This window comes from Rubrobacter sp. M3-4, from assembly GCF_059772285.1.
Map to the genome: position 1 here is coordinate 292,694 of NZ_JCBAJP010000001.1, position 13,483 is coordinate 306,176.

Sequence of the window (13,483 nt, forward strand, 5' to 3'; positions counted from 1 at the left end):
GATTTTCGGTATGAATTTTTCTCATACCCTCTACTCGCTCTCCTATCAGAGACGCTCTTCTCCGTCTCCCGGAAGGAGATCCCTCCTGCTCGAAGCCCCAAGCTTCTTGAGGATGTTGGTGACGTGGGTCTTTACGGTAGGGAGACTCACGCCGAGCTCTTCTGCTATCCGACGGTTGGGGTGGCCGAGCAGCAGCTGCTCGTAGACCTCCCGCTCCCGCTGCGTTAGCGCGGCGGGGCCCTCCTCGCCACGCTGCTCCCCGAGCAACCACACCCTCTTGCCGGCGCAGGTCTCCCGGACGGCCTCCCGGAGCCTGTCCGGATCCTCACCCTTGTGCACGAAGGAGTCGGCCCCGCAGAGCATGGCCTCCCGAACTTCTGCCGGGGCGTTGTACGCGGTGTATACGAGGACGTACGGCGGATCGGCAAGACATTTCAGGCTGCGGCACAGCGGGAGGCCGTCGCCTCCCCTCAGGCGGAGGTCCAGGAGCACCAGGTCGGGACGCAGCTCGGAGGCGAGCCGCAGCGCTCCGGCGGCGTCCGGGGCCTCTTCGACGATCTCGACGCCACCCTCCAGCCCGAGCGCCGTCCTGATGCCCAGCCGCATGGCCGGGTGGTCCTCCACCAGCAGGATACGCATCCTCACCCGCGCTCGAACCTCAACTGCACGGTGGTTCCTCTGCCGGGGGAGGAGATCACCTCCAGCTCTCCCCCGGCCCTCCGGGCCCTCTTGCGCATGATGGCGAAGCCCGTTCCCCGCCGCACCGCGCCCTCCGGAAACCCCCGGCCATCGTCTCTGACCAGCAGGATGAAGGTGGGTCCCACGCGCCGGGACTCCAGCCAGACGTTCCTCGCTCCGGAGTGCCTGGCGGCGTTCCACAGGGCTTCGCTGGCCACCCGGTAGGCCGCGGCCCGCTCCTCCGGACCGAGCTCCGAGAGATCGGCCCGCAGATCCTCGCGGGTTGCGATCGCGAAGTGCTCCCTGGTCTCACAGAGCCTCTCCCGGAGCATGCCGACGACGTCCAGCTCGCCGCCCTCCCCGCAGCGGGCCTGGATCTCTTCGATCGAGCGCCCGACCTTGTGGCTGGCCTCCCTGGAGGCGGCTACGGCCTCGTCGAGGATCCTCTCGGCGGCCTCCTCGCCCTCCTTCTCGCGCACCTCCCTGTAGGAGCCGATGAGCAGCGCCGCGGCGTGCACGTTCTGCTTCACGGTGTCGTGCAGCTCCTCCGAGATCCGGGCCTGCTCCAACCGGCCTATGGCCCCGTCGCGCTGGCGGCGCAGGCGATGGACAGCGTAGGCGAAGACGGAGATCCTCACGGCCAGGTAGAGCGCAAGCACGGCCCCGGCGAACGCGACGAATCGGGGCACCGGGGGATGCAGGGAGGTCCAGAGAAAGACCACAGCGAACTGCACGGCCGGGGAGAGCGGCCCGAACCAGAAGGCCGCCTGGCGCCAGGGGTGGACGCCAAGTTCCAGCGGTGAGCCCTCGAGCGCCGAGGAGCGCCGGGCGGCGAGAGAGACGAGGACGGGACCGCAGAGCCAGAGGAGATGCTGCCACAGGGCCGGCGGACCACCGCCGGAATGGCGCACGCCCAGAAGATAGGCGAACTCGGCTGCGAAGAGCGCCAGCAACCCCAGAGCCAGCGGCCGCGCGAACGGCGGGCCCCCGTCCACCCCGACGAGCACGAGCCCCAGGTAGAGCAGCGCGGCCCCTGCCACCGGCTTGCAGAAGTCGGCGAGCGTCTCCGGCCAGCCGTAATCGGCCGCGAGCTCCGCTGGAGAGGACACGAATACCGAGAAGAGCACCCCCAGCGAGAGCCCGACGGCGAGCGCGTCGGCCCAGGCCACGTACCCCGCCCTCCTGCTGACCGCGAAGATGCCCAGCAGCAGCGCCCCGAACAGCAGCAGGACCCCGGCCGCGTGGCACACCGTCGAGAAGGGCAGGCCGGGCTCGCGGGCCGGGCTCCACAGGGGACTCCCCACGAGGTAGAGGAGAAACCCGGCGCACATCGCTCCCCAGAAAAGCCTCCCGGCCCCCCGGGACCCCGTACAGGCCCCGGCAAGCGAGAAGGCAACCAGGAGTACGACAGGAAGATACAGAACCGCCAGCGGCAGATCCCACCCGGCAAACCCGCCCCTCGTCCCGGCCAGCACGCCGGCGACCGCCGCACTCCACAGGGCGAGTGCGACCAGCGCCCGGCCATACACCGGCATCGAAAAGGCATTCCTGCCGTGCAACAAAGCCGCAGCCTCCCGAAGACGAAGCTCCCCGCCGGTTGCAAGAACAGGCTAGGCCATGCGGCGGGCCGGGTCAAGGTACAATGCTTCCCGGAAGGGGTGAGGAATCGTGTTTGCAAAGGACCTGGCCGAGAAGATCGGGGGCAGCCGCCTCTTCGCCGCCGTCGCCTCGAAGGTGGCGCCGCCGGCGGATCGGGCGCTCTACCGGTGGCTCGGGGGCAGGACGCTCGGCGCCGGCCCCCCGACCCTGCTGCTCACCACGTTCGGCAGGAGGACCGGCCGGCAGCGGACCGTCCCGCTGCTGTACGTGCGGGACGGGGAGCGTCTGGCGGTCGCCGCGAGCAACTGGGGGCGGGGGCGCCATCCAGAGTGGTCCGAGAACCTTCTGGCGAACCCGCGGGCGCTCGTCCGGCCTGGCGCCGCGCTGGAAGAGCGCCGGGCACGCCTCGCTACATCCGAAGAGCGCGAGAAGCTCTGGCCGCGTTTCATCGAGTTCTGGCCCGCCTACGCCGCCTACCAGCGGCGCTGCGGGAGGGAGATAAGGATCTTCCTCCTCGAAGACGCGCGATCCTCCACGGCGAACCACCCGTGCTAGGATAAATTCAACGCTGGCGAATCAGATAGGGGAAGCGTTCCGATCTAAGAACGGGGAGTCATGAGCACCGCCAGGGAGATCGCCGAGCGCAGCGAGGAAGCCAGAGAACCTCTGGACATCGTCGTCATCCCCCACTCTCACTGGGACAGGGAGTGGTACGCGACCTTCGAGGAATTCCGCTTCTACCTGGTCGAGTTCATGGACGAGCTGCTGGAGCTCCTCGACGAGGACGAGGGCTTCAGGACGTTCCTGCTCGACGGGCAGGTCTCGCTGCTCGACGACTACCTGGAGGTCAGGCCCGAGAAACGGGAGGAGCTGAGGCAGCTGGTGCGGGAGGGGCGGCTCGAGATCGGACCGTGGTACGTCCAGCCCGACGAGTTCCTCGTCTCCGGGGAGGCCCTGGTCCGGAATTTGCTGCTCGGCGACCGGCGGGGCCGGGAGTTCGGGCCGGTGATGAAACAGGGGTACGTGCCGGACACCTTCGGCCACGTCCAGCAGCTGCCGCAGATCCTGCGGGGTTTTGGGATCGAGACCTTCTACTTCATGCGCGGGCTCGGGGAGGACGTGGAGGAGCTGCGCTCGGAGTTTCTCTGGGAGGCGCCGGACGGCTCGCGCGTCCTGGCCCACTTCCTCTCCGAGACCTACTCCAACGCCGCCGTTCTGGGCCCGGACCCCGAGAGGATCTCGTTCCGCCACGACCGCATCTCGGAGCCGTCGAGCTACTTCGTGAGCTACGACTCGCTCTACGAGCTCAGGGACCGGCTCGCCTCGCGGGCGGCGGGAAGGGCGATACTCCTCCTGAACGGCAGCGACCACGTCACCGTCCAGCCCCGCTTCTCCCGGTACGTCTTCGAGCTGAACCGGGCGATGCGGGACCGCGTCTTCAACGGCAGCCTCGCGGACTTCGCCCGCAGCGTGCTGCGCAGCCGCCCGGAGCTCAAGGTCTACCGGGGAGAGCTGCGCCAGCCCCGCTACCAGCCGGTGCTCAAGGGGACCTACTCCTCCAGGATACCGATAAAGCAGGAGAACGAGCGCAACCAGCAGCTCCTGGAGGGGCTCGCCGAGCGGGCCGCCGCGGTGGTCTACTCGATGGGTGGAAGGGACTACTCGCCGTTTCTCAAGTACGCCTGGAGGACGCTCATCGCCAACCACGCCCACGACTCGATCGGGGGGTGCTCGGCGGACGCCGTCCACCGGCAGATGTTCGGGCGCTTCGACACCGCGACCCGCGTCGGGCAGAAGATCGTCGAGGAGTCGCTCGACTATCTGGCCGCCAGGGTCGCCCCGCCCTCCGATGAGGGTTCGATCCCGATAGCCGTCTTCAACCCGAGCCCGTGGGAGAGGAGCGGGCGGGTCGCGGTCGAGGTCTCCCTCGACATAGACGTACCCTTCCGGCGCAGGATCTTCGACTGGATCGGCGAGAAGCGCCTCGATCTCAGGCATTCCGTGCTCGTGGACGGTGGGGGGAAGAGGATCCCGTTCACGACCAGGGGCGAGACGCTGCACATCGAGGACGCCCTCTACCGGCGCAAGGCCGTCAGGAGGGCGACGGTAGAGTTTCATGCCTCGGGCATCCCACCACTCGGGTACAAGGTCTACCACCTCAGGTCCGGGGTCGGCCAGGAGAGCGTGGAGGAGCCAGCCGAGCCCCCGTGGGAGGTCGAGCTGGAGAACGAGAACCTCAAGGTCACGGTCGAGGGCGACTTCACGCTGGGCGTGCTGGACAAACGGTCCGGCCGGTTCTACAGGGGCATGAACCTGCTCATGGACGAGGGGGACGCGGGTGACGAGTACAACTTCTCGCCGCCGAGGGAGCAGGAGACCTTCTACTCCTCGGAGACCGACTGGGAGATCGAACGCGGAGAGGACCAGCAGAGCCTGGTCCTGCGTGGAGCCCTGAGGCTTCCCCGGGGCCTCTCGGCCGGGCGCGCCTCCCGCTCGGAGGAGCTGGTGCGCTGCCCGGTCAACGTGCACGTCCGCCTCGACCCCGGCTCCCGCAGGGTAGAGGTGAAGACCGAGTTCTACAACCGGGTCAAGGACCACCGGCTCCGGGCCTGCTTCCCGAGCGGGATGGAGGCGGAGGAGTCCATAGCCGAGAGCGCCTTCGGCGTCGTGCGCCGCCCCACGCGGGTCGAGCAACACCACGACTGGCGCGAGCTGGAGAGCACCACCTTCGCCCAGCGACGCTTCGTGTGCGTCGAGGACGGGCAGGGTGGGCTCGCGATCCTCAACAAGGGGCTGCCCGAGTACGAGGTGACGCCGGAGGGTGAGATAAGGCTGACGCTCCTGCGCTCGGTCGGCTGGCTCTCCAGGAACGACCTCGCGACCCGCCGGGGGCACGCGGGGCCGGCCCTCCCCACCCCCGAGGCCCAGTGCCAGGGTCGCCACGTCTTCGAGTATGCCATAGTTCCATACACCGAAAGCTGGCTCGACGCGGAGATCTTCCGGGAGGCAGAGGAATACTGGCTCCCGCTGGAGGCACGGGCCGCGCAGCAGCGGGAGGGCCGCGAGGAGGAGTCAACCGGCGGGGCTCCAGGCTCCTTCCTGAAGGTCGGCGGCAGGGGCATCGTGCTCTCGGCGCTCAAGAAGGCCATAGACAAGGAAGCCCTGATCCTGCGGCTCTTCAACGCCTCCGACGAGCCCTCCAAGGCCACCGTCCGGTTCGGCTTTCCCATAGCCTCCGCCTACCGGACGAACCTCGCCGAGGAGGTGGAGGAGCAGATAGCACCCCGCGGCGACAGGTTGAACGTGACGCTCGGGGCGGGCAAGATACAGACGCTGATGGTCAAGCTCGACCGTCCCGACAGGTGGGCGGAGAAGGTGAGGAGAGCTTCCCGCTGGAGATGGAGGGAGGAGTAGAGATGTCCGGGAACGTGAGCCGCAAGGACTTTCTAAAGCTCGGGGGGACGACGCTCGCGGGGGCCGCGCTCTTCGGCGTCGCCGGCTGCGGCGGCGGCAACCAGCAGGGCCAGGGGTCGAAGGGCACGCTCCAGTGGCAGGCCATCCCCACCTACTCGACCGAGCAGAACACCGACCAGAAACGGGTCGACTACCTCAAGGGAGCCATCTCCGACTGGGAGAAGAAGAGCGGCTGGAACGTGAAGCCGCTCGTGAGCTCCTCGGACATAACCGCGGCTAACGCGAAGCTCCTGCAGCAGGCGCAGCAGGGCCGGGCGCCGGACATCTCGCAGGTCGACTCCTACATCTTCCCCCGCTTCTTCCAGTACGCCCAGCCGCTCGACGACTATCTGGGCAACCTCTCGCTCGACGACTGGTTCCCGTTCGCCAGGGCGCACATGGTGAGCGGGGGCAAGGTAAAAGGGCTTCAGTTCACGACCGACGTGCGGGTGCTCTTCTACCGCAAGGACCTCGTCCCGACACCGCCGAAGTCCTGGGACGAGGTGCTCTCGACCGGCCAGAAGCTCAAGGGCAGGGTCAAGAGCCCGTTCCTCTTCCCGGCCGGTCGCGACGAGGGGACGATGACGACGACGCTTCTGCCGTACTTCTGGTCGCAGGGCGGGGAGCTCACCGATGCGAAGGGCAACCCGACCTTCGGGCAGGGCAAGAACCGTCAGGCGATGCTGAACGCCCTGAGCTTCATAGACCGGTGCGTGAAGAGCGGGATAACCCCGAAGAAGGTCTCCCAGTACGGGCTCGAGACCGATCTGGACGGGGACGTGGCCTCGGGGGACGTGGCGATGTTCCAGGGGGCCAACTTCCAGGTTCCCCTGCTGCAGCAGATAATGGGCGACAAGTTCACCTCGCAGTGGGAGGTCTCGATCATCCCTTCCAAGAGCGGCACGAACTTCGTCACCTCGGCCGGGGGCCAGATGTGGGGCGTGTTCACCAAGGACAAGAAGAAGCAGAAGGCGGCGGTGGACTTCCTCAAGGCGGTCTTCGTCGGAAACGAGGGGATGGCGAAGTGGTGCAACGTCGGGGGGTACCTGCCGGTGCGCAAGTCCGTCTACGACGTCAAGACGTACAAGGGCAACAAGTACACCGGCACCTTCCGCGAGTACCTGCAGAAGTACGCCCGCAACCGCCCCGGCGTGGACTCCTACCAGAACATCTCCACCGCGCTGCAGGTGGCGGTGACCCAGGTGGTCTCGGGCCAGAAGACCCCCGAGCAGGCGCTCGCGACCGCGGTGCAGACCGTCTCCTAGAGAGAGGACGATGGCGAGCCAGGTCAGAGCGGTGCGGGGCCGGTCGTGGGCCGAGAGGCTCGCCGCCTCGCCCGCCCCCTGGCTGGCTCCGCTCGGGCTCGTCCTGGCGATCACTTTTCTCTACCCGATCGTCGAGATAATCCGCCTGAGCTTCACCAACGCCTCCCTTACGGGAGGGAACTACTCGTACACCCTTGGCTCCTACGCGAGGCTCTTCGGCTCGCCGTACTTCGCGAGCATGGTGCGGGTCACCGTGATCTTCGTGTTCTTCAGCGTCGTCTTCCAGATCCTGCTCGGGTTTCTGATCGCGCTCGCCGTGGACCAGGGAGCGAGGAGGGGGATGCGGGCCTCGATCGTCACCCGCACCGCGGTGCTCTCGGCGTGGGCGATACCGGGGGTGATCATCGGGATCATCTGGGGCATCCTCTACCAGGAGTCCGGGGCGGGGGTGCTCAACTACCTGGCGCAGCTCCTGGGCTTCGGGCAGATACCGTTCCTCTCCAGCCCCAGGGCGGCGCTCGCCTCGGTGACGGTGGCGAACATCTGGCGCGGGACGGCCTTCTCGATGATCCTGCTCTACGCCGGCATCCAGACGCTCCCGGCCGACGTGCTCGAGGCGGCGAGGGTGGACGGGGCGAACGCCTGGCAGCGCCTCACGCGGGTAGTCGTGCCGCTTCTGGCCCCGATACTGCTCGTCACGCTGGTCATCGTCTCGATAGACACCTTCAACACCTTCGACATGGTGCTCGCGCTCACCGGCGGAGGACCGGGGCGGGCGACCGAGGTGATCGCGCTGAGCATCTACGACCAGATCTTCCAGCAGTTCGACCTCGGGCCCGGCGCTGCTACCGCCGTCGTGCTGCTGGCGATAAATGCGATCATGACCTTCGTCTACCTGAGGCTCGAGCGCCCGGAGGAGCTCTCGTGAGTAGCCCGTACAAACCCCGCGCGAGCCGGCGTCGGACCGAGCGCCTGACGCGCTTCTGGCTCTACGCGGCCTACACCGCGATAATCGTCTTCTTCCTCTTCCCGATCTACTGGGTGCTCTCGATGTCGCTGAAGACCGTGCCGCAGCTCTTCGCCACACCCCCGGTGTGGTTCCCGATCCCGCCGCAGTTCTCGAACTACTCCTACGTCTTCGAGAACACCCCGATTTTGCGCTACCTGTTCAACTCGGCGGTGATAGTGGCGGCGACGGTCTTCTTCGCGCTGCTCATCGCGACGCTCGCGGCCTACGGCTTCTCGCGGTTCACCTTCCGCTACAAGCGGCCCTCGCTGCTCGCGGTCCTGGCCTTCCAGATGATCTCGCCGGTCGTGATCGCGATCCCGCTCTACCGGACCTTCGCCGCGCTGCACCTGCTCAACAACTACGCCTCGCTGGTTCTGGTCTACGTGGCGGTGGTGCTCCCGTTCATAACCTGGTTCCTCAAGGGATACTTCGACACGATCCCCTACGAGGTGGACGAGGCGGCGATCGTCGACGGCGCGACCCGCTGGCAGGTTTTGACCAGGATAATCCTGCCGGTGAGCGCCCCGGGGATAGCTACGGCGGCGATCCTGGCGGCGGTCCTCTCCTGGTCGCAGTTCGTGATCCCGTTCATCCTGATCGACAGCCCGGGGATGTTCCCGGTCTCCGAGGGCCTCGTCAACCTGCAGTCGAACACCGAGAGCATAACGCTGCACTACCTCTCGGCGGCGAGCATCGTCGCGATAGCCCCGGTGATCTTCATCTTCGTCCTACTGCAGCGCTACATCGTGAGCGCGCTCACGAGCGGCGCGATCAAAGGCTAGCCATGGACGAACGCCCGAAAGTCAGGATCTCCTGCGGCGACTCGGTGCTGGAGCTCGGGCTGGAGAGGGCCCTGGAGGACCACTTCCGGCTGCTCACTGCCGGCGAGCCGGACGCCGACTGCGTGGTCCTGTGCATCACGGGTGACGCCGCAGAATCCGAAAGGAGGGTCGCCGAGGCGCGGAGGAAGTTCGGCGGCTCACCGGTGGTCGTCTTCGCATCCGGCGAAGACCTAGCCCTCGCAGAACGGGCCCTCAGAGCCGGAGCCAGGGGCTTCGTCCACGCCGGCATGCCCCCCGCCCAGGTGGTGCGCGCCATCAAAGTCGTCCTGGATGGCGAGCTCGCAGCCCCGAGGGCGCTGCTCGAATACCTCATAGAGGGTGAGAACGCCCCCGACCTCAAGGCCCTCTCCCCCCGCCAGCGAGAGGTGCTCACCCTCGCCTGCGAGGGACTCTCCAACGCCCAGATAGCCTCCCACCTCTACCTCTCGGAATCCACCGTGAAACAACACCTCAGAGGCGCCTACAAGGTCCTCGGCGTGCGAAACCGAACGGAGGCTGCCCACCTCCTGCGGACCGCCGCGAACCTCCCGCCCCGCAGCCAGAATACCCCCCTCGAACCCCACCATCCTTGACGCCCCCCGACATTCTGGATACATTATTCATTGTCGTCTGAGGGGGGTGGCGTTCGACGGAGACCAGTGGGGTATTCTCTGGTGATGAGATCATGAACGAAGGACGAGAGGCGGGGCGGATGGGGTCTGCCCCGCAGCACGAGCAGGTCGATCTTCCGGCGCTGGCCAACCGCGCGGGGGTGCTCTCCGACCTCGGTCGCGTCGTCGCCGAAGCCTGGGCATCTTTCGATGCGCCGCGGCCGCGGGAGCCCGAGCTCGACGAGGAGCTCGTGCGGCGGCTCGGGGAGCCGCTTCCCGAGGGTGCCGGGGATGCCGAGAGCGCGCTCGCGGACGCCGCGCGCGTGCTGGACGCCAGCGTCTCTCCTTCCAGGCCGCTCTTTCTCGGGTACATAGGCTCCACGGGGCTCGAGATGGGGGTTCTCGCCTCTGCGCTTTCGGCCACCTACGACGTCAACCTGGCCACCGCCGCCGGGGGGGCGGATCTGGTAGAGGAGCAGGCCCTGCGCTGGCTCGCGCAGTTCGTGGGGTTCCCGCTCGCGGAAGGGGCGTTCACGAGCGGGGGCATGGCCTCGAACCTGACGGCGATGCTCGCCGCGCGCGAGCGGGCGCTTCCCGGCTCGCGCGTCGAGGGCGTCGGGGGGCACCGGGCGGCGGTCTACTGCTCCGAGGAAGCTCATCACTCGGTCGTGCGGGCGGTGGAGATCTGTGGCCTCGGGAGCGGCGCCGTCCGGCGCATCCCCGTGGACGGGCGGCACAGGATGGAGACCGGGGCGCTCGAGGAGGCGCTCTCGAGGGACATCTCCTCCGGGGTCGTACCCGTCGCGGTGGTCGCGACCGCCGGCACCACGCTCACCGGCGCCGTCGACCCCATCGCAGAGATCGCCGAAGCCTGCGGTCGTTACGGGGTATGGCTGCACGTGGATGGGGCGTACGGCCTTCCGGCCGCGGCAGCACCGGAGACGGCCCCGCTCTTTTCGGGGGTGGAGCTGGCGGATTCCGCCACCGTGGACGCCCACAAGTGGCTCGGGGTACAGAAGAGCTGCAGCGCGGTCCTTTTGCGGGAGGACGGAAGGCTGCGGGCAGCATTCGGCCACGAGGAGAGCTACATGCCGCACGCGGGCGACGTAGCCCACCCGGTGGACCGGACGCTCGAGTACTCGCGCCCGCTGCGCTCGCTCAGGCTGTGGATGGCCTTCCGGGTGCACGGGGCCGCGCAGTACAGGGTCTGGATCGGTAAGACGCTGGAAAACGCCCGGCGTCTGGCGGATCTGCTACGTGAGGACCCCGAGTTCGAGCTGCTGCACGAGCCGATGCTCTCCGTGGTGTGCTTCCGGCACACCCCAGCAGGGGTCGAGGATCTCGACGAACACAACCTCGACCTCGCCCGCGCGATGCAGCGCGACGGCAGGGTCTACCTCGCCCCTGCGAACCTCGACGGGAGAATCTGCTTGCGGGTCTGCTTCGTCAACTTCCGCACGACGCCCGAGGAGGTCGCGCGCGTGCCGGAGGTCGCCGGGGAGATCGGCCGCCGCCTGGCCCGACGAGGAGGGTGAAGCACCGGATCCCTCAGGGCTTCACCCGCTCCTCCGTCTCCTCGACCTCCTCCTCGTCGAGCTTGAGGCGCAGCCAGAAGAAGTCGAAGAGCACCCGCAAAACGGCGAGGATGGGCACGGTGAAGATCACCCCTAAAAACCCGCCGATCTCCGCCCCGGCGAGCACCGCCAGCAGCACTATGATCGGGTGCACCCGCAACGCCTGCCCCTGGATGCGGGGGGTGAGGATGTGACTGTCGAGCTGCTGGATGATCGCGTAGGCCAGACAGACCAGAAAAAACTTGGTCGGCGATTGCAGGAAGGCCAGGACGACGGCCGGGATGGCTCCGATCACCGCGCCGACGTAGGGGATTATCGCGGTTATCGAGATCCAGACCCCGAGGGCCACCGGATACGGTATGCCGATCATCCACATGGCGATGCCAGCCAGGAAGCCCTCTATGGCCACCGTGAAGAGCAGACCGCCGAGGTACCGCGAGAGCGAGACCCCGAACGCCTCCCACAGCTCCCGGGCGTCCCTGCGGTAGCCCCTGGGCACGAGCTTCAGGTAGACGGCTTTCACCTTGCGCACGTCTATCAGCAGGTAGACGGCGACGAAGAGGATGCCGAAGAGGGTGACGGCCGCGCTGAAGAGACCAGAGGCGAAGCCGGTTATGCTGCCGAGCAAGCCCTCGGCGATCCCCTGTATCCTTCCCACGAGGTTCGAAGTGATCCCGGAGGAGAGGTTCTTGGGCAACATCTGGCTCAGGGGGCTGTTGCGGTAGAGCGGCTGCAGGCGATCGTTGAAGAAATGCCGGGCGTTGAAGACGATCTCCGGGGCGACCTTGGCGAGCTGGCCGACCTGCTCGACGACCAGCGGGATGAGGAAGAAGATCCCGAGCGAGACGGCGCCTATCAGGATCAGGAAGGTAGCCAGGATGGCCAGTTTGCGGGGCATCAGCCGCGAGAGCAGCCTGACCGGGTAGGAGAGGATCACCGCGACGGCCGCGCCGCCTATCGCCACCACGGCGACGGTCGGCGCCCTGTAGACGATCCAGGCGAGCGCGACGAGGACCATCGCCACGATGGCGAACATAACCCGCCGCGAGACCGGTATGGGGGTTATAGAGACCCGTTCCCTACGCTGCGCCATCCTGCGGCCGAACCTCAGCCTGGCCCCGGCGACCTTGATGATCCATTTTCGCAGAGTTCTCTCCAGACCTCTCCAGCTCTCGCTCCTCCTGACCTTATTCTAAGTCCCCCGGCGTCCCGGCGCGCCGTCCGGTGACGACTTCCCCGTCCCCAGGCGACCCTGTGCTAGGATTTTCGTTCTGCACGAGCGGCGATCCTGTCAAGATCACGGGAGGCGTAGATGACGGAAGATGCGAAGAAGGTGCTCGTCACCGGCGGGGCGGGCTTCCTGGGGATCAACCTGATCCGCCACCTCCTGAAAGGTGGTTACGCGGTGGCCTCGCTGGACATCGCGGAGTTCGATTACCCCGAGAGAGACCGGGTCGAGGTCATAAAGGGGGACATCCGCAACCGGGCGCTCGTGGAGAGGGTGATGGAGGGGGTGGACTTCGTCGTTCACACCGCGGCCGCGCTCCCACTCTACTCTCCCCGCGACATCTACACCACCGACGTGGTGGGCACGCGCACCCTGCTCGCCGCGGCCCACGAGCACGGCGTCGAGCGCTTCGTCCACATCTCCTCGACGGCGGTCTACGGCATCCCGGACCATCATCCGATCCACGAAGACGACCGCCTCGAGGGCGTCGGTCCCTACGGTCAGGCCAAGATACAGGCCGAGATGATCTGCCTGGAATATCGCGCGAAGGGTCTCGTCGTCCCGATAATCCGCCCGAAGTCGTTCGTCGGCCCCGAGCGCCTGGGGGTCTTCGACCTGCTCTACGACTGGGCCTACACCGGGCACAACTTCCCGATGATCGGCAGCGGGAACAACCGCTACCAGCTCCTGGACGTCGAAGACCTCTGCGACGCGATAGAGCTGTGCCTGACGCTCCCGGAGGAGAGGGTCAACGACACCTTCAATATCGGGGCGAAGGAGTTCACCACGATGAAGGAGGACTTCCAGGCCGTACTCGACGCGGCGGGCCATGGAAAGCGGGTGATCGGCTTCCCGGTCGAGGCTCCGGCCATCTGGGCCCTGCGGGCGCTCGACACCCTGGGCCTCTCCCCGCTCTACAAGTGGGTCTACGAGACGGCGGGCAAGGACTCTTTCGTCTCGATCGAGAAGGCCGAACGACAGTTGGGCTTCTCCCCGAAATACTCGAACAAGGACGCACTGCTCAGAAACTACGCCTGGTACGTCGAGAACCGCCCGCGCTTCGAGAACTCCTCGGGGGTCTCGCACCGCGTGCCCTGGAGCCAGGGCGCGATAGCCCTCCTGAAGAAGGTCTTCTAGCGCAGGGTGATCCAGTAACCCCACCGGCCGCGTAGTAGTGGGTTGAGAGGAGCGGACCGGAACATGGCAGAACCGTTTTCTTCAAACCATCTGCTCTCACTCCTTCAT

Annotated in this window: 11 protein-coding genes; 8 read left to right on the forward strand and 3 right to left on the reverse strand. The window is 67.1% G+C overall.

Going from position 1 to position 13,483, the window contains the following annotated elements; genetic code table 11:
• Positions 1-45 precede the first annotated feature (45 nt).
• A complete protein-coding gene (locus tag AC6EKW_RS01390) occupies positions 46-639 on the reverse strand; it encodes a response regulator (RefSeq protein WP_498513584.1) in 594 nt (197 codons plus the stop codon).
• Positions 640-641: 2 nt separating this feature from the next.
• Positions 642-2,213 carry a sensor histidine kinase gene (locus AC6EKW_RS01395; RefSeq protein ID WP_498513467.1) on the reverse strand — a complete coding sequence of 524 codons (1,572 nt, stop codon included), beginning with the start codon at positions 2,211-2,213 and terminating at the stop codon, positions 642-644.
• A 133-nt stretch (positions 2,214-2,346) separates the two neighbouring features.
• On the opposite strand from AC6EKW_RS01395, the gene AC6EKW_RS01400 reads away from it, so the two are divergent.
• The 7 genes from AC6EKW_RS01400 to AC6EKW_RS01430 all read left to right on the forward strand — a co-directional run bounded on the left by AC6EKW_RS01400 (position 2,347) and on the right by AC6EKW_RS01430 (position 10,971).
• On the forward strand, positions 2,347-2,832 hold the full coding sequence (locus tag AC6EKW_RS01400; protein ID WP_498513468.1) for a nitroreductase/quinone reductase family protein: 486 nt from the start codon (positions 2,347-2,349) through the stop codon (positions 2,830-2,832).
• A 60-nt stretch (positions 2,833-2,892) separates the two neighbouring features.
• Positions 2,893-5,691 carry an alpha-mannosidase gene (locus AC6EKW_RS01405; RefSeq protein WP_498513469.1) on the forward strand — a complete coding sequence of 933 codons (2,799 nt, stop codon included), beginning with the start codon at positions 2,893-2,895 and terminating at the stop codon, positions 5,689-5,691.
• A gap of 2 nt (positions 5,692-5,693) precedes the next feature.
• Positions 5,694-6,995, forward strand: a complete 1,302-nt coding sequence (locus tag AC6EKW_RS01410; protein ID WP_273887260.1) for an extracellular solute-binding protein — start codon at positions 5,694-5,696, stop codon at positions 6,993-6,995.
• Between the two features lie 10 nt (positions 6,996-7,005).
• Complete coding sequence (locus AC6EKW_RS01415; protein ID WP_273887259.1) at positions 7,006-7,923, forward strand: carbohydrate ABC transporter permease; 918 nt, start codon at positions 7,006-7,008, stop codon at positions 7,921-7,923.
• Positions 7,920-8,786: a carbohydrate ABC transporter permease gene (locus tag AC6EKW_RS01420; RefSeq protein ID WP_273887258.1), complete on the forward strand. Its 867-nt coding sequence runs from the start codon at positions 7,920-7,922 to the stop codon at positions 8,784-8,786. The genes AC6EKW_RS01415 and AC6EKW_RS01420 overlap by 4 nt, the downstream gene beginning before the upstream one ends.
• Positions 8,787-8,788: 2 nt before the next feature.
• Entirely contained in the window at positions 8,789-9,418 is a 630-nt protein-coding gene (locus tag AC6EKW_RS01425; RefSeq protein WP_273887257.1) for a response regulator transcription factor, read from the forward strand.
• Between the two features lie 92 nt (positions 9,419-9,510).
• Positions 9,511-10,971: a pyridoxal phosphate-dependent decarboxylase family protein gene (locus AC6EKW_RS01430; protein ID WP_498513470.1), complete on the forward strand. Its 1,461-nt coding sequence runs from the start codon at positions 9,511-9,513 to the stop codon at positions 10,969-10,971.
• 13 nt (positions 10,972-10,984) lie between these two features.
• Here the strand turns inward: AC6EKW_RS01430 and AC6EKW_RS01435 are convergent, their stop codons facing one another.
• Positions 10,985-12,103 carry an AI-2E family transporter gene (locus AC6EKW_RS01435; protein ID WP_273887255.1) on the reverse strand — a complete coding sequence of 373 codons (1,119 nt, stop codon included), beginning with the start codon at positions 12,101-12,103 and terminating at the stop codon, positions 10,985-10,987.
• Positions 12,104-12,322: 219 nt separating this feature from the next.
• Here AC6EKW_RS01435 and AC6EKW_RS01440 point away from each other — a divergent pair, with 219 nt between their 5' ends.
• The gene (locus tag AC6EKW_RS01440) at positions 12,323-13,375 is read left to right on the forward strand and encodes an NAD-dependent epimerase/dehydratase family protein (RefSeq protein WP_273887254.1); all 1,053 of its coding nucleotides are present in this window, start codon (positions 12,323-12,325) and stop codon (positions 13,373-13,375) included.
• The last annotated feature ends 108 nt before the right edge of the window (positions 13,376-13,483 follow it).